Raw genomic sequence first — 23,819 nt, forward strand, 5'->3', positions numbered from 1 at the left:
GGAAGCAACGTTGATCGATTTACGCAGTGACACCGTTACGCGCCCAGGCGAAGCTATGCGTCAGGCCATGTACCAGGCCGAGGTAGGCGATGATGTTTACGGCGACGACCCTACGGTTAATGCCTTGCAGGCTCTAGCCTGCGAGCTGACCGGCAAAGAAGCCGCGCTGTTTTTCCCCACTGGAACCCAGGCCAATCTGGTTGCGCTGCTGTCTCATTGTCAGCGCGGGGATGAATACATTGTCGGCCAAAAAGCGCATAATTATATGTACGAAGCAGGCGGCGCCGCGGTGCTCGGCAGCATTCAGCCACAGCCGCTGGACATGGCCGATGACGGCTCTATTCCCCTGGATAAAGTCGCCGCAGCAATTAAGCCCGATGATATTCACTTTGCCCGTACACGCCTGCTAAGCCTTGAAAACACCCACAGCGGCAAGGTTCTGCCTTTAGCTTATCTCAAGCAGGCCTTTGAATTCACGCGTGAAAAAGGTTTGGCGCTGCACATCGATGGCGCAAGAGTCATGAACGCCGCAGTGTCATTGGACGTGCCGCTAAGCGAAATCACACAGTATTGCGATACGCTGACCATTTGCCTGTCCAAAGGTCTTGGCGCGCCAATTGGCTCGCTGCTGTGCGGTAGTAAAGAGTACATGCTGCGTGCCAATCGCTGGAGAAAAATGACCGGCGGCGGCATGCGTCAGTCAGGTATTCTGGCGGCAGCAGGCATTTATGCATTGGAAAACAATGTTCAACGCCTGCAAGAAGATCACGATAATGCTCGTTGGCTGGAGCAACAGCTGCGCGACATCGGTCTCGATATTGTTGCACCGGGTGCTCAGACCAATATTCTGTATGTCCGCCAGTCCGCTGAACAGGCTGCGAAATTGGGTAACTGGATGCGAGAGCAAGGGGTGTTAATCAGCTCTGGTCCGGTGACACGGTTAATTACTCACATCAACATTAGCCGTCAGGATCTGGAAAAAGTTGTCGAACTATGGCAGCGTTTTTTACGTAATCCGGGCTAATCCACGGCCTGCAGGTTTGCGCGAGAGCAAGGACGCCGCTCTTCGCCTGCGGGCTATTTTTTTTGTCACTTTGAACGAGCAAAATGGAAGATGCCTACACTCAACGCAGACACTCGCGTCGTAGTTCTTGGCGCAAGCGGGTATATCGGCCAACACCTTGTATCCCACCTGAATCAGCAGGGATACAAGGTCACCGCTGCCTCCCGGCGCAGAGACGTGCTGGTTGCGCAGAAATGGACAGGCGTACGCTGCTGCTTCGCTGACGTTTATCATAACGCCAGCCTGCGCGATGCATTCGCCGATGCTGACGTCCTGGTTTATCTGGTTCACGCCATGAGCGATGCCGAAGACCTGTTCGAGAAAGAGCGTCAGGCGGCACAAAACACACTGCTGGCGTTAAAAGACTCATCAATCAGGCAAATTATTTATCTGGGTTCGATGCAGCCAGAGCATGACTCTTCACTGCAATTACAGGCCAGTAAACTGACCGGCGATCTGTTTCGCATGGGTAGCATACCCGTTACCGAGCTGCGCGCGGGGATTGTCATCGGCCCTGGCTCTGCTGCCTTCGAGCTGATGCGCGATATGATTTACAACCTGCCGGTGCTAACACCGCCGAGCTGGGTGAGGAAGCACTCTGCGCCGATTGCGCTTAACGACCTGATGCATTATCTCGGCGGGTTAATTGGTATTGCTCCCTCGGCGCAGCACCAAATCTTTGATGCCGCAGGGCCTGAATACCTCAGCTATCGTCAGCTGATGGAGCGATTTATGGCTCTGAGCAATAAGCGACGCTGGCTGGTGCCGGTTCCCCTTCCTACACAACTGTTGACCGTCGCATTTCTCGGACTGCTGACCTCGGTACCCAGCACGCTGGTCAAGTCCTTGATTCAAGGCGTTAAACAAGACCTGCCGCCCGATAGTGACACCTTGCGCGAGCTCGTGCCGCTGGAGTTGACCACGATAGATGATGCAATTACCCAGACGCTGGCTCAGGAAGAAGACGCGGTGCTAAACACGCCGGAATGGGCCAATGATGCCGATGCGCATCGCCGCTGGCGTCCAGGCTATGCTTTTTATCCGAAAGAAGTGAATTTTCGACTGGAAACCTCAGCTTCAATCAAAGCGCTGTGGCACGTGATTCAACAATTGGGCGGTGAGGAAGGTTTCTTCTATTCTCAAGGCCTGTGGCGGTTACGGGCAAGAATCGATCGGATGTTGGGAAATAAAACCCCTTCGGGGCGGCCTGCAACTGACCGGTTTGCGGTTGGTGACAACATTGATGGCTGGAAAGTGATAAGCCTGGTGCCAGATAAATCGCTGACGCTGCTGTTTGGCATGCGGGCGCCTGGTCTGGGGCGGCTAACATTTACACTGAAAGATCATGGTGAAAGGCGCAGTCTGGAGATCGCCTCATGGTGGCATCCGGCCGGAGCACGCGGTCTTTGTTACTGGTATGCAATGATGCCTGCCCATCTGTTTGTTTTTCGCGGCATGGCGAAACGAATTGCCAGCCTTGCGCGTCAGAAAGACCGGCGCGGTCACTGAAAAAGCAGCCGGGTTATTTTGCAGGCAAACGCACCGAGGAGCCTCACAACTTTCCCTGTTTCTGATTGCATAGCATAGAAATTCAAGAAAGAATGGCGACCTATTTATCAGGAGCAACGTTCAGGCTCCCGGCAACGACATTTTTATAGAATTTGGATACATATGAAGGTATTGGTTACCGGTGCAACCAGTGGTCCAGGCCGCAACGCAGTGGAATATCTGTGTAAGAAAGGACTCAAAGTCAGGGCTACCGGCCGCAATGCGGCAATGGGGCCCTTACTGGAGAAGCTGGGTGCGGAGTTTATTCATGCCGATTTGACTAACCTGGTATCCGCCGAGGCGAAAGTGCTGCTCGCCGATGTTGACACCCTGTGGCACTGTTCTGGCCTGAGCGCGCCCTGGGGCAGCGAGCAAGATTTCCAGTTGGCCAACGTTCGCGCTACTCGTCGTCTCGGCGAATGGGCGGCAGCCTACGGTGTTGAGAACTTCGTACATCTGTCTTCGCCAGCGATTTATTTCGATTTTCATCACCATCGCGATATCAAAGAAGATTTCAGGCCCGCTCGCTTTGCCAACCAGTTTGCCCGCAGCAAAGCGGCTGCGGAGCAGGTGATCACCACGTTGGCGCTGTCCAATCCGCAAACCCATTTTACGATTTTACGCCCGCAGGGTATTTTTGGCCCACACGATAATGTGCTGTTGCCAAGACTATTGCAGATGATCAAATACGGCACGCTGATGCTGCCACGCGGCGGTGAGGCACTGGTTGATATGACTTACGTCGAAAACGTATCACATGCAATGTGGCTGGCGACCGAGAGTCAAAATCATGAATCCGGGCGCGCCTATAACATCACTAATATGCAGCCAAGGCCGTTAAAAACGCTGTTAGAGGAGCTAATGGGCGGACTGGACGTTAAATATCGTATTCGCTCGGTGCCCTACCCTCTGCTGGACATGATGGCGCGCGGCATGGAAAAACTTGGCCGCAAGCAACACCGCGAGCCGATGTTTACTCACTATAGCGTGGCCAAACTTAACTTTGACGTCACGCTGGATATTCATCGCGCCAAAACCGAACTCGGCTATAGCCCGATTGTTTCTCTCGACGAGGGCATCCGCCGCACCGCTATCTGGCTGAAAGACCACGGTACTCTTCAACAACAGCAGGGAATTATCGGCCATCCGAATTAACGTAAAAGCCTCTATTCTATGTCATTGGTGATGTAACAAGGCCGCCGGAGAAGGTATCTCGATGAGCTTGGGCAAGTTGATGTTTCGGGTTGGTAAACTCATCCAGCCCGATGACAGTGCTTATGACGAAGGGTATTGCTCAAGCAGCGCCTCCACAATAGCCTCACTCTCAGCATCCGCATTACCACGATAATCACTCTGCCTGAAATGCATCTGGAAGGCTGCAACCACACGACGCTGCTGCTGCGGCGTCATATTGGTTGACACCGGATACCCATAACGCGCCAGTTTGCTCAATAATTCCTCTATTGGAACTGGCTGCTGCGGATCACGCCCGTGCAATAACGTCTTCACCCGCGACGCCTGTGGCCAGGCACCAACACCGTTTTCAGCCAACTGTTGCCAAGGGAATAACGGACCTGGGTCTTCCTTGCGCTGCGGCGCGATATCACCGTGCGCCACCACATCTTGTGGTTTGATTTGATAGCGTTTTACGATGTCCTGACTCAGCGAGGTTAGCAGCGTTATTTGCGCCTTGGGGAACGGATAAAAACGCTGTTCCAGCATCCTGCGGGTATAGCCTTTATTTTCCAGCTCGATACCAATAGAAGTGTCATTCAAATTGTTTCTACCCTGCCATTCACTGGCACCGGCATGCCATGCGCGCAGAGACTCAGGCACCAGCTGCCAGGCCACCGGCTGCCCGTGGACCAGAGGAGGTCTGGCTGGAATCAGATAGTGCGCGCTTACGTGTTCATCGGTCAGCGTATTTAATGCCGTGTGAAAATCCTCGGCGGTGTAATGAATCACTAAAAAACGAATACGCTGATCGGCCCCCTGCGCCTGCCGAGTGGTTTCAAGCACATAGTTATGCTGTTCCTTAACAGGAGCCGTTACCTGACAGCCAGCCACCAGCAACAGCCCGGCAAACACACTAAATCTGTGTAACCCTATTGGAAATAACATCTTTATCGCCCTTCCCTGCATTGGCTAGCCACCGATTACGGACAGTATAATGGTTGAAGTAAAAAGTATTGAAATAAGCGAAATGTAACACTCTGGTAACCATATCTTATGCTAACTTTAGGATTCAGGCCGCACACAAATAAAATTCTCAGCTCCTTTGTTGCATAACTATGCTACAGAGGGTACCCTCTGCGGCATTAATGGCTATTCAGTATTTGCGCATGAGTATTCAACTAAACAGTATTAACTGCTTCTACGGAGTCCACCAGGCACTCTTTGACATTCAGCTCGACTGCCCTGCGGGTGAAACGCTGGTGCTGCTCGGGCCAAGCGGCGCGGGTAAAAGCTCGCTTCTGCGTGTGCTTAACCTGCTGGAAATGCCGCGCTCCGGCACGCTGCAGATCGCCGGTAATCAATTCGACTTCCAAAAGAAGCCGGACGAAAAAGCGATCCGCGAACTGCGTCAAAACGTCGGCATGGTGTTCCAGCAATACAATCTTTGGCCGCATCGCACCGTGCTCGACAACCTGCTTGAAGCTCCGTGCCGCGTGCTCGGCTTAAGCAAAGATGCCGCCATGGCGCGGGCCGAGAAGCTGCTGACTCGCTTGCGACTCAAAGACTTCGCTAACCGCTATCCACTGCATTTATCCGGCGGTCAGCAGCAGCGCGTTGCCATCGCCCGTGCGTTGATGATGGAGCCACAGGTGCTGCTGTTTGATGAACCCACAGCCGCGCTTGATCCGGAAATTACCGCACAAATTGTCAGCATTATCCGTGAGCTGGCCGATACCGGGATTACGCAGGTTATCGTGACCCATGAAGTCGAAGTTGCGCGTAAAACCGCTACTCGCGTGGTGTACATGGAAAATGGCCGTATCGTCGAGCAAGGTGATGCCAACTGCTTCGCGCAGCCGCAAACCCAAGAGTTTGCCAGCTATTTATCACATTGATTAGCCCCCTTAAGATTATATGATGGAGTCGTTTGCAATGAAAAAGCTTATTATTGCGGCTGTTTTAGCCAGTATCAGCTTATCCGCCAGCGCGGCAGAAACCATTCGTTTCGCCACTGAAGCCGGTTATGCGCCGTTTGAATTTGTTGATTCAAACAACAAGATCCAGGGCTTCGACATCGACCTGGCAAATGCTATGTGTAAACAAATGCAGGCCACCTGCACCTTTACCAATCAGTCTTTTGACAGCCTGATCCCAAGCCTTAAATTCCGCCGCACCGACGCGGTTATTTCAGGCATGGACATCACCGCCGAGCGTCTGAAGCAGGTTTCTTTCACTAACGCTTACTATGACAACTCCGCTATTTTCTTTGCTCAGAAAGGTAAGTTTACCGATTTGGCTTCTCTGAAAGGCAAACGCGTCGGTATCCAGAACGGCACTACCCATCAGAAATACCTGCTGGACAAGCATCCTGAAATCACTGCTGTGCCTTACGACAGCTATCAAAATGCAGTGCTGGACCTGAAAAATGGTCGTCTTGATGCCGTATTCGGCGATACTGCCGTAGTACAGGAATTCCTGAAGCAAAACCCAGGCCTCGGTACAGTCGGCGACAAAATTACCGACCAGAGCTACTTTGGCAGCGGTTTAGGCATCGCGGTGCGTCAGAACAATACCGAATTGTTGGGAAAAATGAACGATGCGCTGGCGAAAGTCAGACAAGACGGCACTTACAAAGCGCTGTATACCAAATGGTTTACGCAATAATCTGAATAGCGATGATTGAATTTCAACCTCTGCTAAGCGCCGCCGGTATGACCGTCGGCCTTGCCATTTGTGCACTGATCCTGGGCCTGTTTCTGGCAATGCTGTTTGCCGTGTGGGAGTCATCCCCGTGGAAACCGCTAAGCTGGCTGGGCACTGCCTGGGTGACAATTTTACGCGGCCTACCAGAAATTCTGGTGGTGCTGTTCATCTATTTCGGCTCCTCACAGCTGCTGCTAACACTGTCCGACGGCTTTGACATCAATCTGTATCTGTTCCAGATCCCCGTTAAACTGCCAGTCGATAATTTCGAAGTCAGCCCGTTTGTCTGTGGTGTGATTGCACTGTCTCTGCTTTATTCTGCCTACGCCTCGCAAACGTTGCGCGGTGCGTTAAAAGCGGTTCCTCATGGTCAATGGGAATCCGGTCAGGCGCTGGGAATGACTAAAGTAGCCATTTTCTTCCGGCTGATTATGCCGCAGATGTGGCGTCACGCACTGCCTGGCCTCGGCAATCAATGGCTGGTGCTACTCAAAGACACCGCACTCGTTTCACTGATTAGCGTCAATGACCTGATGCTGCAAACCAAGAGTATTGCCACCCGCACTCAGGAGCCGTTTACCTGGTACATGACCGCGGCGGCTATCTATCTGGTAGTGACCTTGTTTAGTCAGTTCGTCATAAAACGCATCGAACTCCGTACCACCCGATTTGATCGGAGCGCTTCCTGATGTGGCAATATATGCCTGAAGTTTTGCAAGGCCTGCAAACTAGCCTGACGCTGACCGTAGCCGCGCTGATTGTCGCGCTGCTGCTTTCGCTGCTGTTTACTATTGTACTGACGCTAAAAGTGCCGGTGTTAAGCCCGATAGTACGCGCTTACATTACGTTGTTTACCGGCACGCCGCTGCTGGTGCAAATCTTCCTGATTTATTATGGTCCGGGGCAGTTCCCGTCAATCCGCACTATCCCGTGGTTGTGGGAAATGCTGTCACAACCCTGGCTGTGTGCGATGTTTGCATTGGCGCTTAATAGCGCAGCCTATACCACCCAGCTGTTTACCGGTGCAGTAAGAGCGATTCCGGGCGGTCAGTGGGAATCTTGCCAGGCTTTGGGGATGTCGCGAAAAGCGTCGCTGCGCATTTTGTTGCCTTTTGCTTTTAAACGCGCGCTGTCTTCCTACTCCAATGAAGTGGTGCTGGTGTTCAAAAGTACCTCGCTGGCTTACACCATTACTCTGATGGATATCATGGGCCACAGCCAGCTGATGTATGGCCGCACTTATGATGTGATGGTGTTCGGTGCTGCGGGGGTAGTTTATCTTTGCGTCAACGGTTTGCTCACGCTGATGATGCGTCTGATTGAGCGTCGCGCGCTGGCGTTTGAAAGACGTAACTAATCGCTGTCATTTTAAGGCGCGGAAAAATATCTCTCGATTTCGCGCCTTGTCTCCTTCAACTTCGTTACTTCAGCACTCTCGATGAACAGCCTGATGTTTGTTCGGATATGAACAATCTGACGAACTCGCAAAACAGGTTGAAAGATCCATAAACCTGCGAGATATCTCGCATCGCTGATACTCATTACATTTATTGCACAAATAAAGTGATGCTAGTCACACATAATTCGTATAAAGCCTCGTAAAATAACTTCCCGTAATGCTATCAAGGATGTCTCAATGCACACTCGTTTTGTCGCTGCTTATGCCGGCCTGCCCGCCAATCTGCAATCAGCCCTTGAGCCGATACTCAGTGATGACGACTTCCCCGCGATGTTGCGCTCCGAGCAGGTGAGCCTGATTAAATCGCAAACTGGTCTTGATGACGCCGCATTGGCTTTTGCGCTGCTGCCTCTGGCCGCTGCCTGCTCAGTGGCCCCTATTTCCAAATTTTACGTGGGTGCCGTGGCGCGCGGCGTCAGCGGTAACCTGTATTTTGGAGCCAATATGGAGTTTCGCGGCGCCTCGATGCAGCAAACCGTTCATGCCGAGCAGTCTGCCGTGACTCATGCCTGGATGCGCGGAGAAAAACGGCTGGAGTCGATCACCGTTAATTACACCCCTTGCGGCCACTGTCGCCAGTTTATGAATGAACTGAACAGCGGGACTGAACTGGAGATCCATCTGCCCGATCGCGCCGTTGCCAGCCTCGGCGAGTATTTACCCTATTCCTTCGGCCCGCGTGATTTAGCCATTGAGACACTGCTGATGGACGACGTGGACCACGGCTATCAGCTTGCCAACGCCGCTCCGCTGGTTCAACAGGCGCTAACGGCCTGTAATCAGAGCCATGCTCCCTACAGCCAGTCGCATAGCGGTATCGCGCTGGAAAGCTTTAGTGGTCAGGTATTTACCGGCCGCTATGCTGAAAATGCCGCCTTTAACCCAAGTTTGCCACCCTTACAGGCTGCGTTGATCGTGCTTAATCTAAGCGGAGAGGACTGCACCCGAATTAAACAGGCCGTGCTAGTCGAAAGCCACGATCCGCTGGTCAGCCAACACGATGCCACCCGCGCCACGCTCGCGGCATTGGGCTGCTTGCAGTTACAGCACGTCGAAATCTAACCTTCCATTACCGCACTCGTATTTCCTTCATAATAAGGGGCCATAATTTCTTGGCTCCCATTTCTTCTATTGATTAACGGTTTATCAACGCAGCTCCCCATTATTGTGAAAAAATTGAGTTAGAGCTTTCACCTCTGCTAAAGTCCTTGTCACACATATTTTAAAAACAATGTGACCTTTGCTCCGACCTTTTGCTTCACCTGTCCCCTACCAAGACCAGAAGAGTAAAAATTAATGGAACTTGAATACGAAAGTAAGCGTCCGCTGTACATTCCTCACGCAGGCCCGATCCTGTTGGAATTCCCGTTATTGAACAAAGGCAGCGCGTTTAGCCAAGAGGAGCGTGCCAATTTCAACCTGCACGGCCTGCTGCCTGAAACGGTTGAAACCATTGAAGAACAGGCCGCTCGTGCCTATCGCCAGTTTCAGGATTTCAAAACCGATATCGATAAACACATTTATTTGCGCAATATTCAGGACACCAACGAAACCCTGTTTTATCGCCTTATTGATGAACATTTAAGCGAGATGATGCCCGTGATTTACACCCCGACCGTGGGTGAAGCCTGTGAGCATTTCTCCGAGATTTATCGTCGCGCCCGTGGCTTGTTCATCGCCTATCCAAATCGCGAACACATCGATGACATGCTGCAAAACGCCACCAAACAGCACGTAAAAGTGATTGTGGTTACCGACGGCGAACGCATTCTTGGCCTTGGCGATCAGGGCATCGGCGGCATGGGCATTCCTATCGGCAAGCTGTCACTTTATACCGCCTGTGGCGGGATTAGCCCGGCCTACACGCTGCCAGTAGTGCTGGATGCCGGGACCAACAACCCGCAACTGCTTAACGATCCGCTGTATATGGGATGGCGACACCCGCGCATTACCGGCGAAGAATACTCCGACTTTGTTGATCAATTTATTCAGGCAGTGAAAGTTCGCTTCCCCAATGTGCTTTTGCAATTTGAAGATTTTGCACAAAAGAACGCTATGCCGCTGCTCAAGCGCTATCGCGAAGAGCTATGCTGCTTTAACGATGATATCCAGGGCACTGCTGCGGTCACCGTGGGCAGCCTGTTGGCAGCCAGCCACGCGGCAGGAAGCCGACTGCGTGACCAGACTGTAACCTTCTTGGGCGCGGGTTCTGCTGGCTGTGGTATCGCCGAACAAATCGTTGCACAGATGAAATCCGAAGGACTCAGCGAAGAGGAAGCCCGCGCGCGCATCTTCATGGTTGATCGTTTTGGCTTGCTCACCGACAAGCTGACTAACCTGCTGGATTTCCAGAGCCTGCTGGTGCAGAAAACGGAAAAACTCGAAGGCTGGGGCGTCGACAGCGACAATATTTCCCTGCTCGAAGTTGTGCGTCATGCTAAACCGACCGTACTGATCGGCGTCTCTGGACAGCCAGGTTTGTTTACTGAAGAAATTATTCGTGAAATGTACAAGCACTGCGAACGTCCGATCGTCATGCCATTGACCAATCCGACCTCGCGTGTAGAAGCGCATCCTGCCGATATTATCACCTGGACCGACGGCGCTGCGCTGGTGGCAACGGGCAGTCCGTTTGCGCCGGTAACTTACAAAGACAAAGTTTATCCAATAGCTCAGTGCAATAACTCGTATATTTTCCCGGGTATTGGCCTGGCTGTGATTGCTTCTGGAGCCAAACAGGTAACCGACGGCATGCTGATGGCGGCAAGTCGCGCTCTGGCAGAGTGTTCGCCGCTGGCAACAGATGGCGTGGGTTCCTTGCTGCCCGACGTCAATGATATCCAGGGTGTATCGAAATGCATCGCTATGGAAGTCGCGAAAATGGCGCAGATTGAGGGCGTAGCACAGGTCACTACTGAAGACGCACTGTCGAAAGCCATCGAGCACAACTTCTGGGCTCCGCAGTATCGTAGCTATAAACGTACGTCGTTCTAACAGTCAAAGCGAAATCCGGCATCAGTCGTGGCGGATTTCGCTTAAAAACACAGCAAGCACCGTCGTTTAAGCCTCAGCTTATTGCTTCATCCCCGCAGGTAAAGTAGCCTTGAACCCTCTGCATCATTACTATGACTTTAAGGCAATACCATGATTAAGCGGCTAATAGTGAGCTTTATCGGCATCGTAGTCCTGATGCTGATTGTCGCTATTGGGCTTGACCGCTGGATCAGCTGGAAAACCAAAGATTACATCTACGATGAAGTGCAGCAGTTGCCCCATCGGCAGGTTGGCGTAGTGCTCGGCACCGCTAAATATTATCGCACCGGCGTAATCAATCAGTATTATCTTTACCGCATTCAGGGCGCGATTAATGCCTATAACAGCGGCAAGGTAAAATATTTGCTGCTCAGCGGCGACAACGCACTGCAAAGTTACAACGAACCGATGACCATGCGCCGTGACTTGATGGCTGCGGGGATCCCTTCCAGTGACATCGTGCTTGATTACGCAGGATTCCGCACTCTGGATTCTATTGTGCGCACTCGCAAGGTCTTCGATACCAACGATTTTCTGATCATCACCCAAAGATTCCACTGCGAACGCGCGCTGTTTATTGCCTTACATATGGGCATTCAGGCGCAGTGTTTTGCCGTTCCGTCGCCGAAGGATATTCTCACCGTTCGCGTGCGTGAGATTTTTGCCCGTCTGGGTGCCTTGAATGATCTTTACATTCTTAACCGCCAGCCGCGTTTCCTGGGGCCGCTTATACCCATTCCGGCTGTGCATCATATTCCGGAAGATGCTCAAGGTTATCCAGCGGTTACGCCAGAACAAGTGGTTACCCTGCAACATATGCTGGCAGCGGAGAAGAAAGCAGCTCTGAAGAAAAAGTCTGTTGCAGTACCCGACAAGAGCCTGGCCCCCGAAGCCCCGGCAATCCCCGATTTGCTCGGCAAACCTGAATTTTTGCCATTGCCCGACAGCAGCACGAAAGATCCTGTTATTCCTCCTGCTCGTAAATAATGGGCAAAAAAAAGCAGAGTACAATCCTGTACCCTGCTATTAAAGGCTTCTGTATTACCCTCCGCCATTGAAACCGGAACAATGACTTTAGGTAAACTTCTTAGGTTAAGTTTTAACTTACTTCTTCTTGGCGTATTTCAGAGAATCCAGAGCCACGGCGAAGATGATAATTCCGCCTTTGATAATATACTGCCAGTAAGGATTAACACCGATGTAGGTCAAACCGTAGTTGATTACAGTAAAGATCAGCACCCCGGTTACCACGCCTGCTACAGAACCGACACCACCGGCGAATGAAACCCCACCGACAACGCAGGCTGCAATTGCGTCTAATTCATACATAAAACCAAGATTGTTGGTCGCGCTGCCGATGCGCCCTGCTTCGAGCATCCCGCCAAAGGCATAAAACACCCCGGACAATGCGTAGATCATTATCAGATTTAGCGGAACGTTAACGCCGGAAACCTTGGCTGCTTCAGGGTTACCGCCGATGGCAAAAATGTTTTTGCCAAAGCGAGTCTTATTCCACAATACCCATACAAAGGCGATAGCAATAATCGCGTAGAAGGTAATATAAGACAGCTTTAGGCCACCAAGAGTAATAAACCCTTGAGCAAACTGCGAGAAGTGGGAATCAAATCCGGCAATTGGCGACGCGCCCACATAATCGTAATACAGCGAGTTAATACCGTAGACGATAATCATGGTGCCTAAAGTCGTAATAAATGGCGTTACGTTGAGATAGGCAATAATAATCCCGTTGACCAGACCAATCACCGCACCGATCAGGCAAACGGCAAGGATCACCAGCGGAATTGGCACGACTTCCAGATGCGGAAATACCTTGTTGACGTTGTCCATACCTTGCAGCATGGTCGCGGCTACGACTGCCGAAAGCCCTACCTGACGACCTGCGGAGAGATCGGTGCCCTGAGTTACAATCAACCCAGCCACGCCGAGTGCAATAATTACGCGCACAGACGATTGGGTAAGAATGTTGCCCAGGTTAATCAGGCTCAGGAAAGTCGGATCCTGGAATATAATAATTGCCAACAACACAAACAGTACAACATAAATCCCGCCCTCTTTAAAATAAGTGAGCATGCTTTTCTTATTTAATGCATTCATAATAAGAACCCTTAGAAATTAGAGGTGCAAGGATGCAAGGCGTAGAATTTCATTCTGCGAAGTATTTTTTGTTTCAACAATACCCGCAACCTGTCCATTGCTCATAACCAAAATTCGGTCGGTAATACCTAATAATTCCGGCATTTCAGAAGAGATAATAATAATCCCTTTATCTTTCTTGGCCAGTTCAGTCATTAATTGATAGATTTCGAACTTAGCTCCAACGTCAATGCCGCGCGTAGGTTCGTCCAACATCAATATTTCTGGCTGAGTTAACAACCAGCGTCCAATAATGACTTTTTGCTGATTACCGCCGGACAGCGATCCAATACTGGTCTTATGTCCCGGAGTTTTAACGCGCATAGAATCGATAACCCATTGGGTATCACTTTTCATGCGATTATTATCAAGTAGACCTATTTTATTTTTATAACTACGAATATTCGAAATTAACGAGTTAAAGCCGATATCCAGATAAGCGTATATACCGGTTGAACGACGTTCTTCGGTCACCAGAGCAAAACCGTGGTTGATGGCTTCATTGGCACTGTGGTTATTTATTTTTTTGCCGTGCAGCTTAATAGTCCCTTGCACCTTTTCACGGATACCAAACAGTGTTTCAACGATGTCGGTGCGCTTGGCGCCCACCAGCCCGGCAATACCCAGGATTTCACCCTTGTGCAGGTCAAAAGAGATGTCGCGAATCGAGGGCTGACGCAAAGATGTCAGGCCACGCACCTCCAAAATCACCTCTCCCGGCGTGTTTAAACGATCCGGGAAACGTTGACTCAATGAACGACCGACCATCATCGAGATGATCTTGTCCATGTCCAGGCCCTCAAGGGACTGTGACACGATCCACTGGCCATCGCGCAGGATGGTAATGTCATCGCACAGCTGGAAAATCTCTTCCATCTTGTGAGAAATATAGACAATTCCACAGCCGCGATCTTTCAGTTTACGAATAATGGTAAACAGATGATTAACCTCTTTCTCGGTCAGAGAAGAGGTCGGTTCATCCATAATTACAATTTTCGCGTTATACGAAAAAGCCTTGGCGATTTCAATCATCTGCATTTGCGACACAGATAACTTTCCGCATTTTTCACGCGGGTCTATATCAATATCAAGCTCATCAAAAATTGCTTTGGTGTCTTGATACATTTTGTCCTGATCGACAAAAAAACCTTTCGTTGGATAACGGCCGAGCCACATGTTATCCATTACCGTACGCTGCAACACCAGGTTCAATTCCTGGTGAACCATCGATACACCCTGCTCTAACGCCTCTTTCGAGCTTTTAAAATTAACTTCCTTGCCCTGAAAAAGAATGGTCCCTGAGTCTTTACTATAAATACCAAACAGGCATTTTAATAATGTAGATTTACCTGCGCCATTCTCACCCATCAATGCATGAATGGAATGTGGGCGCACTTTTAAATTCACATTGTCTAACGCCTTTACGCCCGGAAATGATTTATTAATTCCACTCATTTCCAGCAGCCACTCGCGGGGCTGTTCCGTATTAAGATCGGCCATAGCGCTACCTAATTAAATGAAACCGGGCTAAAGATTAAAATCGCCGGTCAGATATTTCCTGACCGGCTGACCTAAGCGACATAACGCAAAGTATATTTACTTAACCAGCTCGTAAGACTTGCTTAAAACATGCCACTGCTTTTAGCTTCTTAGCCGACTAACCTTCCCACTTCTTTTATATCCGTACTTCAGGTCAAAATAGTGTTGGCTGCAATACTCGCTTAAAACAAAAACTCTCAATCATTGACGATGTAGCGAGGCGGCAAGTACGACAAATTATTTGACGAAATCACTAAGATTATCTTTATCAACTGGCTTATAGGCAACGCGTACCACTTTATCAACGATTTTCCATTGCGTGCCGTCTGCAGCTGGTTTACCTTCTGCCAGGTTTTTAGCCAGATCAAAAGTCGCTTTTGCCTGATTGTCTGCATCGTTCAACACGGTACCGGCCATCGCACCTGATTTCACCAGCGCCAATGCTTCTGGCAGGGCATCGATACCGAATACTGGAATGGCGGATTTGTTATGAGCTTTCAATGCTTCTACTGCACCCATTGCCATCGCATCGTTGTTGGCGATTACGACTTCAATCTTGTTGGCATTTGGGCCAGAGAACCAGGCGTCGGTTTTATCCTTCGCTTGAGCGGTATCCCACATTGCGGTATCAAGCTGCAGCTGTTGGGTTTTAATGCCTTGATCGTTCAGCGTTTTAACCACATAAGTGGTGCGAGCCTCGGCATCAGGATGGCCTGGTTCGCCTTTCAACAGCACATACTGAATGATACCGTCTTTGTTCAGATCCCATGACGGATTGGCTTTCCAGTGTTTGGCAATCAGTTGCCCCTGGATCACACCAGATTCTTTAGAGTCGGTACCGACGTAATACACTTTGTCGTAGCTATCCAGGTCTTTGCGTGAAGGTTCTTTGTTAAAGAACACAACCGGAATACCTGCACCGCGGGCTTTCTCGATAATCACAGGAGCAGCAGCCGGGTCTACCAGGTTAATAGCCAAAGCTTTTACGCCCTTGGCAATCAACACGTCAACCTGATCGTTTTGCTTGGACTGGTCATTCTGCGAGTCATTCATCAGCAGCTGAATATTTGGCGCCGCTTTCGCGTCTTTCTCGAGATCTTTGCGCAGGCCAGACATGAAATTGTCATCGTATTTATAGATAGTGACACCGATACGGGTATCAGCAGCATGAGCGGCAGTGCCAAACATCATGCAGGCAGCCAGAGTAGCCAGGGTGAAAGCCTTCTTATTCATTTGTATCTCCGGTTTTATGTAGGGGGGTACAGAATTTGGTGTCTGTCCAATATCTTTTAAATCGACATTTTTGCCAGATACCCGCCTTCCTTGACGAAGATCTTCCTGAACTGCCAATCATCACTTTTGTTATTTATTTGTGCTGTGTATCAATCAAAATGAAACAGATAGAATCATCCTGAAAACGCCTGAATCATAATAGGTGCGATGTTAATAAACTGTGAAAGTTCTCACAGATTGAAAACGGTTACATCAGATTAAATTCTCAGGGAGTGACGGGTGCCACACTTTGCCATGGCGCTACAGAATGACGCCTTACCAGCGTAGGCATAAAACAGTGGGAAACTCCGGCAGATAGCTGATTGGCTGCTCCCTGAAGCGCCAGCTCGGTCGCCAGCGTGGCCATGGAGATAATCGGATAGCGCACGGTGGTCAGCTTCGGACTGGTATAACGAGCGATGGGAATATCATCGAATCCGACCAATGAAAATTCGCTGGGAATGCGAATACCGTTTTCTTTCAATACTGCCAGAGCACCGGCGGCCATAGAATCGTTGTAGGCGAACACCGCGCTGAGGTTCAAATTTCTCCCCAACAGCTCGACCATTGCCGCCTCACCGCCTTGTAAATCGGGAGAGCCTTCCGCGCGCCAGCTGTCCGGTGGCAAGGTTTGGTCGTGACGTGCCTGCTTCATGGCGGTTACGTAGCCTGCAAAACGCTGGGTTTCATCGGCAATAGCATGGCTGGAACCTATATAGCCGATACGCTGATGCCCTTGAGATATAAGCAGTTTAGTTGCAATCTCGGCACCAACGACGTTTTCCAGCGACACACAACGGTGTTCGTAACCGCTTACCACACGGTTGATCAGTACCATGCCGGGAACTTGATCCATAAACAGTGCCAGCTCGGCATCTCCCAACGCTTTAGCATGTACGATCAATGCGTTACAGCGCTGGCGGATCAAGACTTCAATCGCATGACGTTCTTTTTCGGCCTGATGGTAACTGTTGCCAATCAGCACATATTTATTGTGCTGCTGGGCCACGGTATCAACCGCTTTGACCAATGCACCGAAGAACGGATCGGAGACATCCATGACCACTACGCCAATGGTATCGCTGCTTTGAGTCGCCAGTGCCTGCGCATTGGCGTTTGGCCGATAGCCCAGCACCTTGACCGCGCTAAGCACCTGTTCTCGCGCCTCTTTACTGGCAATAGCGGGATTATTCAAGACTCTGGAAACCGTGGCAACAGACACGCCGGCCAGTTTGGCAACATCACGAATGGTAACCATAGGTCGCTCCGCAGGTCGTGAACAGAGGCCGACGGCAGCTAGGAAGAGATGAACCCCGGGCAGAAGAGAGAAAGTCTAGCGAAAAAGAAAGTACAGTGATCATGGTTGTTTCCTGTTTTAGTTAAGCGATCGGCTTACTCTGCACGACCGCTATCCTAAACACTTTGACGACAAACCAGCGTGAGTCTCGTCACAGCTCAGAAAACGTTTACATACAATTTTGCAACTTTTGTCGCATCCTCACACAATCTGCGTCATCGGCCGCTATTGGCAGGTTCTCCGGCGGCCTTGGCAGTCAACTGACGCCACAACCATTCCATTGGCCCCTGACGGAAATAGTGCAACCAGCACAGCGTGACGGTCAGGTTTAACAGCCAGACAGCGGGAACCAGCGCCAATAACTGCAACCGATTGAAATGTTGATAAAAATGAAGTGTATTAAAGAAAAAATCGCAAATCAGCGTTTGCAGCAGGTAGTTGGTCAGCGCCATGCGCCCCACTTGCGACATCCACAGAGCCCAACGCTGCTTCACCAGCCATGGCCAGCAGCCATAGCACAGCGCCAGATAACCCATGGCTTGCATCAGCGCGCCTATTTCACGCGGGGCCTGTAGATAAAAACCGCTCCAACGATAGTCCCAACCAGTGTGCCAGGCAATGGCCACCGCCGGGATCTGAATGATCCATGAAAGCGGTAACAATACTGCCGCTACGCCCAGATAATGGCGAACGTTAAACTGCCCTTTCAACCAGCCGCTGCGCATCAGGCTCGCGCCCATCAACATTGCACCGCCCAATTCCCAGCCATATTGCACGGCCACTGAAATCAGGCTCGACGACAGTAAGTCCAGCCGATTATTGATTGCCTCAATGCCGCCTTTGAAGCGCCAGAACTGCTCGTACTGCAACTCGGCATAACCAGGATTCCAGAAGCTGCCGGGATCGGGTTTAGAAATCAGGCCAAGCATTAATAGAATCGCCACGCCCATGAGATATAACATCACGCCGGTTCGAAACAGTGTTTGATTGCTTTTCGCCTCGCGCACCAGCCGCCAAAACACCAGCCCTATCAGGCCATAAGACAGCAAAATGTCGCCATCCCAGAAAAACACCGCGTGGATCAACCCGCACAGCAGCAACAGCGAAAGCCGAGACTGGATCCAGGCCTTGCCGCGCGGTAACAGCAAATGCAACCCCGCGCCGAACAGCATGGCAAACATCATCAGGAATTTTCCCTGTGCCAGCACATCGAGCACGCTCCACGTCCAGGCATCAACGCCAGAAGGTTGCCCGGCATAGGCAGGATTCAGGTAAGCGGCCTTGGGCAGGCCAAACGAGCTGATATTAAGAAGAAGGATGCCGAAAATGGCGATGCCACGGGCAAAATCAAGGGTAGCAATACGTGGGCGCATCAATAACGTCCTGTTGCAGGGATACAAAAGCAAACGCCTCGAGAGGCCCTGGGGCTCTTCGAGGCGTTTGCCCTGAAAATTGGCTTCGAGCCAATACTGTACAGTATAGCGATTTTATCAACGCAGCGATCAGTTATGACGGACTGTGCGCAAGAACTCCTGACGGGTATTCTGGCTGGTTTTAAACAGGCCGCCGAGGGAGGTCGTCGTGGTCGCGCTGGTCGCATCACGGATACCGCGCGCTTTCACACAGTAGTGAACTGCATCGATAGACACTGCAACGTCTTTGGTGCCAAGCAGGGTTTGCAGAGCAATCAGGATCTGCTGAGTCAAACGTTCCTGCACCTGTGGACGCTGCGAGAAGAACTGCACGATACGGTTGATTTTGGACAAACCAATCACCGCGTCTTTAGGGATGTAAGCCACCGTCGCTTTACCATCGATAGTGACAAAATGGTGCTCACAGGTGCTGGTCAGCGTGATATCACGCACCGAAATCATCTCGTCGACTTTCATCTTGTTAGTGATAACGGTGATTTTCGGGAAGTTGGCGTAGTCGAGGCCGGAGAAAATCTCATCGACATACATCTTGGCGATGCGCGTCGGGGTTTCAGCCAGACTATCGTCATTCAGGTCAAGATTGAGCAGCTGCATGATACCGGTCATATGCTCTTTAATCCGCTGTTTGCGGGTATCGGCGTCTAAAGACGGCTCTTCACGCAGCGGGGTTTCAAGACCACGGGCCATTAACGCCTCATGAACCAATACAGCTTCTTTACTCAATGTTGCCATTTTCTTCTTTCTCCAGCAGTTGATATCACCTTGATGCAGATCACACCAAAATGAGGTGGCTTACTGTAGTTGAGTCCGCCCGCAGAATCCAGTGATTGCTCTTCATGATGGCTGAAATAGCTCGAAGTTATCGACTGCGTTTGATGACCAGTGCTCCGGCGAGCCAGAATCCGGCCATAGCCACATAAAGTGCGGGCTCAAGTCGATGAGTCAGCGAGGTGGAAACCGCCGATAGCAGGGGTCCCATCAATTGCCCGACGGCATAACCGGTGGTGAGTAAACCTGCCATGTAACGTGCATGGTTGGGTGCCAGCTCGCGGCTGTACTGCAACGCCAGCTGAACCACACACAGGAACCCGCCACCGGTTAGCAAAGCGCCGATAATCAGCCCGTTAACACCGGGAACAATTTCTGAACAGAGTACGCCAATTCCCTGCATCCATAGCGTCAACGCCAGACGCTGATGCGTTTTCAGGCAGTGTCGGGTCATGATACCGATAACAATGCCGATCATTGACGCGCCGCCAAACACCGGCCAGACAAACTGTGCGAACAGACTATCGGGAAAACGAGCGTTGGCCATCTGTGAGAAAAATGTCGCAGGAAGAATATAACCAAAGCCTGCCAGGCTGTAACACAGCACCAACCTTTTGAGGTCAGGAGTCAGGACTAACGGAATCGTCGATACATTGGCGCGGTGCAGCTCACCGGCGCGAGGAAAATTGCGGGTAATAAGCAGCACCAGAATCAGCGCTAATCCACCATAAACTGCCCAGGCTACGGCAGCGCTCAGCGCCAGACTGTGAATGGCGGCAGCAACAATACCGCTGAGGAAAATTCCCGCACCGGGGCCAGCAAACACCGCAGCGCTCATCGCCGGGCGGCCATAGTGTGCCAATCGCTCGTTGCACCAGGCCGAAACCAACACCATCGCCCAACCGCTGGTCCAGCCAATCACAAAGCGGATGGCAGAATGCCAGATTTCGCCAGTGACCACGGCAGAAAGCAGCGTCAGCACCACCGCTCCCCAAACGCCAATCCACAGGCGGCGTTCAACGTGACGGGTGGATTTCATCGCGTCATAGGCACCAAACAGGTAACCAAGATAGTTAAATGCTGCCACTAATCCAGCACCGGTCAACGTAAACTGATGCTCGGCGATCATCAACGGAACCTGGGGAGTGAACGCAAAACGCCCTATTCCCAATGCCACTACAAAGGCCAAAAAGCCGGTCAGTGCTACACGAAATGCCATACTCACTCCAGAAAAGTCTGTGGTTATTCGCACGGCTCACAATTCTCGTGCGTTAAAAATTCTGTTAATCATGATGACCTAAAGTTAGAATCACGAATAGTGAATAATACAAACAAACTTCGTTACGATAAGAGAATAAATTATGGATCTTACCCAGTTACGAATGTTTTGCTGTGTGGCAGAAACCGGCTCGGTAGCGCGTGCAGCACAACAGCTCCACCGCGTGCCGTCTAATTTGACCACCCGCCTGCGCCAACTTGAACAAGAGCTGGGCACTGATTTGTTTATCCGCGAAAAACAGCGACTACGGCTTTCAGCTATTGGCTACAACTTTTTGAGTTACGCTAAACGAATTCTGGCGTTGAGTGAAGAAGCGCTGGCTTTAACCCATGCCGGTGAACCTGCTGGGCAATTCGAGCTGGGCGCAATGGAAAGCTCGGCAGCGACACGCCTTCCTGCTCTGCTTGCGGCTTATCATCAGCGTCATCCACAGGTTGCACTCTCGTTGAACACCGCACCGTCGGGCGAAACCATCGACAGCGTCCGTTCTGGAAAACTGGCAGCAGGTCTGGCTGAAGGTCCAATTGACGATGAAGATTTAACCGGCTGCGTGGCTTTTCAGGAACGGTTGGTACTCATCTCCCCGCAGGGAGAAGACCCAATGGTCACCCTTCCTGGCCGACCGGGACACACGGTATTTGCGTTTCGTCCCAGCTGCTCTTATCGTCAACGTTTAGAGAACTGGATGAGACATGCCGGATTTCACGCCAACAGCACCATGGAGATTCAGTCATATCACTCCATGGTCGCCTGCGTCGCCAGCGGGGCGGGTATTGCCATGCTGCCGCGCAGTCTGCTGGATCAAATGCAGGGCAAAGAACGCGTGCAAGTACATGAGTTAGATGAGCAATTCGCCGCCAGCACTACTTGGCTGTTTTGGCGGCGCGATGCTTTTGGGCCTAACGTAAGGGCATTGCAGGAACTGATTTTGGAGCTGAATGGCTCTGTGAATTTAGCGCATTAATTATAAAACTCTAAAGGAGCAACAGATGAGCACATCAATAGAACTTCTGGAAGAACACCGGATGTTCGACGGCTGGCAACAGCGTTATCGTCACTTCTCCAGCAGTTTGCAAAGCAGCACCACCTTCAGCATCTACCTGCCACCGCCGCGTGATGACAATCCGCCTCCGGTGGTTTATTGGCTATCGGGCCTGACCTGCAACGATGAAAACTTCACAACCAAAGCAGGCGCACAGCGCATTGCTGCAGAATTAGGGCTCGTTTTGGTGATGCCGGATACCAGCCCGCGCGGTGAAGATGTCGCCAACGACGAAGGTTACGATTTAGGCCAGGGCGCTGGTTTTTACTTAAATGCGACCCAGTCACCATGGGCAGCTCATTATCGAATGTACGACTACGTTATCGATGAGCTTCCGCTACTGCTGCAGGAACACTTCAATATCAGCGATCGCCAGTCGATTATGGGTCACTCGATGGGCGGACACGGCGCATTGATGCTGGCCTTACGCAATCCCCAGCGTTTCCACTCCGCTTCTGCTTTTGCCCCCATTGTTAATCCATGTCAGGTAGCTTGGGGTCGCAAGGCGTTTAGCGCCTATCTCGGCGACGACGAGAGTCAATGGTTACAGTATGACAGCTGCCATTTGCTGAGTGTTTATCCGGCAGATCAGGCGACTTTTCCTATCTTGGTCGATCAGGGCGACAATGATCAGTTCCTCGCCGACCAGCTACAACCGGCCAAGCTCGCCGAACTGGCCCGTCAGCGCGACTGGCCGCTGCAGCTGCGTGTACAGCCTGGTTATGACCATAGCTATTTCACTATCGCGAGCTTTATCGAGGATCACCTGCGTTTCCATGCCGGGAATTTGGGATAGACCGATCCCTTAGCGGCTTTAGATTGGCAATCTAAAGGCAACTTTTTTGTGCTGCGCACTGGCTTGTGTGCTGCGCACGGGCTTTAATGCTGCGCATGGCTAAGGTGCTGCGCATGGCTAAGGTGCTGCGCATGGCTAAGGTGCTGCGCATGGCCCTTAATGCTGCGCATGGCCTTTAGCTTAACTTCAATTCAACTTCATGCGCTGCGCTTACTGGGCTGCGGCCCAGACCGCCTTAAGGGTGGCCCTTGGGCCGCCACCCTTAAGAATCCCGGGCCCCTTTTCTTGTGACCAGATTGGTGCAAAAAAAGTAGATCGTTTCAGGAGCCTCTGTGCATGGCGTTGGCCACGGCCCTGCGGGCTGCCTTCACTCAGTCGGGAGCCAAAAGCGTCTCCCTTTCCTTCGCTCAGCGTAGGCCTGAGGCCGCCAATAGCAACTAAAAAGAAAAACCGGCAACTCTGCAGCGGTCAAAAGCCGATCTCACAAAGATAGGTCTCTTAGGTTTGTTCGAGACTAGATATAACTTTTGTTTTCGTTTCTGAATTAATAAAACCGATATTCACAGAATGTCACCTTCAAAAGAAAATTTTTGTCAGAAGAAAGGCCTTTTGACCTCAGTTTAGGTTGCCGATCTTTCTTTAATAGCCCTGATTGGCGGCCTCGGGGCGGCGCTGAGGAAGGGAGAAAGACGTTTTTGGCTTTCGAACGAACGAAGGGACCGCGCAGCGGCGCGACCAACGCCACACACGGGGGGCACTGAAACGAACTCATCGTCTGGTGCCGTGCAGCTAAGCGACACCAAAGGGGCGCGGAGATGCAAGAGGGCTCGCCCTGAAGACCTCTTGCCCGGTTCCGGCACTGCCGGTTAAATGACCATTAAAATGAGTGAACCGGAAAAACTCCTCGGTGATCATTGACCTTAAAAAGCCTGTGCGCAGCACCTAAAGCCCATGCGCTTCGCTTACTGGGCTGCGGCCCAGACCGCCTTAAGGGTGGCCCTTGGGCCGCCACCCTTAAGAATCCCGGGCCCCTTTTCTCGTGACCAGATTGGTGCAAAAAAAGTAGATCTTTTCAGAAGCCTCGGTGCGTGGCGTTGGCCACGGCCCTGCGGGCTGCCTTCACTCAGTCGGGAGCCAAAAGCGTCTCCCTTTCCTTCGCTCAGCGTAGGCCTGAGGCCGCCAATAGTAGCTAAAAAGAAAAACCGGCAACTCTACAGCGGTCAACGCTACGCTTAATGCTGCGCATGGCTTAACTTC

The 23,819-nt window shown here is 51.3% G+C and carries 20 protein-coding genes; 12 read left to right on the forward strand and 8 right to left on the reverse strand.

The window, feature by feature from the left end; genetic code table 11:
- The first annotated feature begins 10 nt into the window (after nucleotides 1–10).
- The 3 genes from ltaE to SPM24T3_RS10190 all read left to right on the forward strand — a co-directional run bounded on the left by ltaE (nucleotide 11) and on the right by SPM24T3_RS10190 (nucleotide 3,766).
- The gene (ltaE, locus tag SPM24T3_RS10180) at nucleotides 11–1,024 is read left to right on the forward strand and encodes a low-specificity L-threonine aldolase (protein ID WP_009636668.1); all 1,014 of its coding nucleotides are present in this window, start codon (nucleotides 11–13) and stop codon (nucleotides 1,022–1,024) included.
- A gap of 90 nt (nucleotides 1,025–1,114) precedes the next feature.
- Nucleotides 1,115–2,572, forward strand: coding sequence for a DUF2867 domain-containing protein (locus SPM24T3_RS10185; RefSeq protein WP_009636669.1), 1,458 nt, complete (start codon nucleotides 1,115–1,117; stop codon nucleotides 2,570–2,572).
- Nucleotides 2,573–2,734: 162 nt separating this feature from the next.
- On the forward strand, nucleotides 2,735–3,766 hold the full coding sequence (locus SPM24T3_RS10190) for an NAD(P)-dependent oxidoreductase (protein WP_009636670.1): 1,032 nt from the start codon (nucleotides 2,735–2,737) through the stop codon (nucleotides 3,764–3,766).
- 120 nt (nucleotides 3,767–3,886) lie between these two features.
- Here SPM24T3_RS10190 and SPM24T3_RS10195 read toward each other — a convergent pair whose 3' ends face one another.
- Nucleotides 3,887–4,732 carry an N-acetylmuramoyl-L-alanine amidase gene (locus SPM24T3_RS10195; RefSeq protein WP_009636671.1) on the reverse strand — a complete coding sequence of 282 codons (846 nt, stop codon included), beginning with the start codon at nucleotides 4,730–4,732 and terminating at the stop codon, nucleotides 3,887–3,889.
- 221 nt (nucleotides 4,733–4,953) lie between these two features.
- Between SPM24T3_RS10195 and artP the strand changes: the two genes are divergently transcribed.
- From artP to sanA, 7 genes are all read left to right on the forward strand, one after another.
- Nucleotides 4,954–5,682 (forward strand): arginine ABC transporter ATP-binding protein ArtP, encoded by a 729-nt coding sequence (gene artP, locus SPM24T3_RS10200; protein ID WP_009636672.1) that lies wholly within the window; start codon nucleotides 4,954–4,956, stop codon nucleotides 5,680–5,682.
- A 37-nt stretch (nucleotides 5,683–5,719) separates the two neighbouring features.
- The gene (artJ, locus tag SPM24T3_RS10205) at nucleotides 5,720–6,451 is read left to right on the forward strand and encodes an arginine ABC transporter substrate-binding protein (protein WP_009636673.1); all 732 of its coding nucleotides are present in this window, start codon (nucleotides 5,720–5,722) and stop codon (nucleotides 6,449–6,451) included.
- Between the two features lie 11 nt (nucleotides 6,452–6,462).
- On the forward strand, nucleotides 6,463–7,179 hold the full coding sequence (artQ, locus tag SPM24T3_RS10210) for an arginine ABC transporter permease ArtQ (RefSeq protein WP_009636674.1): 717 nt from the start codon (nucleotides 6,463–6,465) through the stop codon (nucleotides 7,177–7,179).
- Nucleotides 7,179–7,847 (forward strand): arginine ABC transporter permease ArtM, encoded by a 669-nt coding sequence (artM, locus tag SPM24T3_RS10215; protein WP_009636675.1) that lies wholly within the window; start codon nucleotides 7,179–7,181, stop codon nucleotides 7,845–7,847. Before artQ ends, artM begins: the two co-directional genes overlap by 1 nt.
- 279 nt (nucleotides 7,848–8,126) lie before the next feature.
- Nucleotides 8,127–9,011: a cytidine deaminase gene (gene cdd / locus SPM24T3_RS10220; protein ID WP_009636676.1), complete on the forward strand. Its 885-nt coding sequence runs from the start codon at nucleotides 8,127–8,129 to the stop codon at nucleotides 9,009–9,011.
- A gap of 234 nt (nucleotides 9,012–9,245) precedes the next feature.
- On the forward strand, nucleotides 9,246–10,943 hold the full coding sequence (locus tag SPM24T3_RS10225) for an NAD-dependent malic enzyme (RefSeq protein WP_009636677.1): 1,698 nt from the start codon (nucleotides 9,246–9,248) through the stop codon (nucleotides 10,941–10,943).
- 150 nt (nucleotides 10,944–11,093) lie between these two features.
- Nucleotides 11,094–11,969, forward strand: coding sequence for an outer membrane permeability protein SanA (gene sanA / locus SPM24T3_RS10230; protein WP_009636678.1), 876 nt, complete (start codon nucleotides 11,094–11,096; stop codon nucleotides 11,967–11,969).
- Between the two features lie 117 nt (nucleotides 11,970–12,086).
- Here the strand turns inward: sanA and mglC are convergent, their stop codons facing one another.
- The 7 genes from mglC to SPM24T3_RS10265 form a co-directional block, all read right to left on the reverse strand.
- Nucleotides 12,087–13,097, reverse strand: coding sequence for a galactose/methyl galactoside ABC transporter permease MglC (gene mglC, locus SPM24T3_RS10235; protein WP_009636679.1), 1,011 nt, complete (start codon nucleotides 13,095–13,097; stop codon nucleotides 12,087–12,089).
- An 18-nt stretch (nucleotides 13,098–13,115) separates the two neighbouring features.
- Nucleotides 13,116–14,636 carry a galactose/methyl galactoside ABC transporter ATP-binding protein MglA gene (gene mglA, locus SPM24T3_RS10240; protein WP_009636680.1) on the reverse strand — a complete coding sequence of 507 codons (1,521 nt, stop codon included), beginning with the start codon at nucleotides 14,634–14,636 and terminating at the stop codon, nucleotides 13,116–13,118.
- Between the two features lie 276 nt (nucleotides 14,637–14,912).
- Nucleotides 14,913–15,908: a galactose/glucose ABC transporter substrate-binding protein MglB gene (gene mglB / locus SPM24T3_RS10245; protein ID WP_009636681.1), complete on the reverse strand. Its 996-nt coding sequence runs from the start codon at nucleotides 15,906–15,908 to the stop codon at nucleotides 14,913–14,915.
- A gap of 265 nt (nucleotides 15,909–16,173) precedes the next feature.
- The gene (gene galS / locus SPM24T3_RS10250; RefSeq protein WP_009636682.1) at nucleotides 16,174–17,205 is read right to left on the reverse strand and encodes an HTH-type transcriptional regulator GalS; all 1,032 of its coding nucleotides are present in this window, start codon (nucleotides 17,203–17,205) and stop codon (nucleotides 16,174–16,176) included.
- A gap of 254 nt (nucleotides 17,206–17,459) precedes the next feature.
- Nucleotides 17,460–18,617 (reverse strand): DUF418 domain-containing protein YeiB, encoded by a 1,158-nt coding sequence (gene yeiB, locus SPM24T3_RS10255; RefSeq protein ID WP_009636683.1) that lies wholly within the window; start codon nucleotides 18,615–18,617, stop codon nucleotides 17,460–17,462.
- Between the two features lie 129 nt (nucleotides 18,618–18,746).
- On the reverse strand, nucleotides 18,747–19,409 hold the full coding sequence (gene folE / locus SPM24T3_RS10260; protein ID WP_009636684.1) for a GTP cyclohydrolase I FolE: 663 nt from the start codon (nucleotides 19,407–19,409) through the stop codon (nucleotides 18,747–18,749).
- Between the two features lie 127 nt (nucleotides 19,410–19,536).
- Complete coding sequence (locus SPM24T3_RS10265) at nucleotides 19,537–20,664, reverse strand: YbfB/YjiJ family MFS transporter (RefSeq protein WP_009636685.1); 1,128 nt, start codon at nucleotides 20,662–20,664, stop codon at nucleotides 19,537–19,539.
- A 142-nt stretch (nucleotides 20,665–20,806) separates the two neighbouring features.
- On the opposite strand from SPM24T3_RS10265, the gene SPM24T3_RS10270 reads away from it, so the two are divergent.
- Both SPM24T3_RS10270 and fghA read left to right on the forward strand, forming a co-directional pair.
- On the forward strand, nucleotides 20,807–21,688 hold the full coding sequence (locus tag SPM24T3_RS10270; protein WP_009636686.1) for a LysR family transcriptional regulator: 882 nt from the start codon (nucleotides 20,807–20,809) through the stop codon (nucleotides 21,686–21,688).
- 25 nt (nucleotides 21,689–21,713) lie between these two features.
- A complete protein-coding gene (gene fghA, locus SPM24T3_RS10275) occupies nucleotides 21,714–22,562 on the forward strand; it encodes an S-formylglutathione hydrolase (RefSeq protein WP_009636687.1) in 849 nt (282 codons plus the stop codon).
- The last annotated feature ends 1,257 nt before the right edge of the window (nucleotides 22,563–23,819 follow it).

The sequence above is a fragment of the Serratia sp. M24T3 genome, from assembly GCF_000257645.1.
Lineage (GTDB): Bacteria > Pseudomonadota > Gammaproteobacteria > Enterobacterales > Enterobacteriaceae > Rouxiella.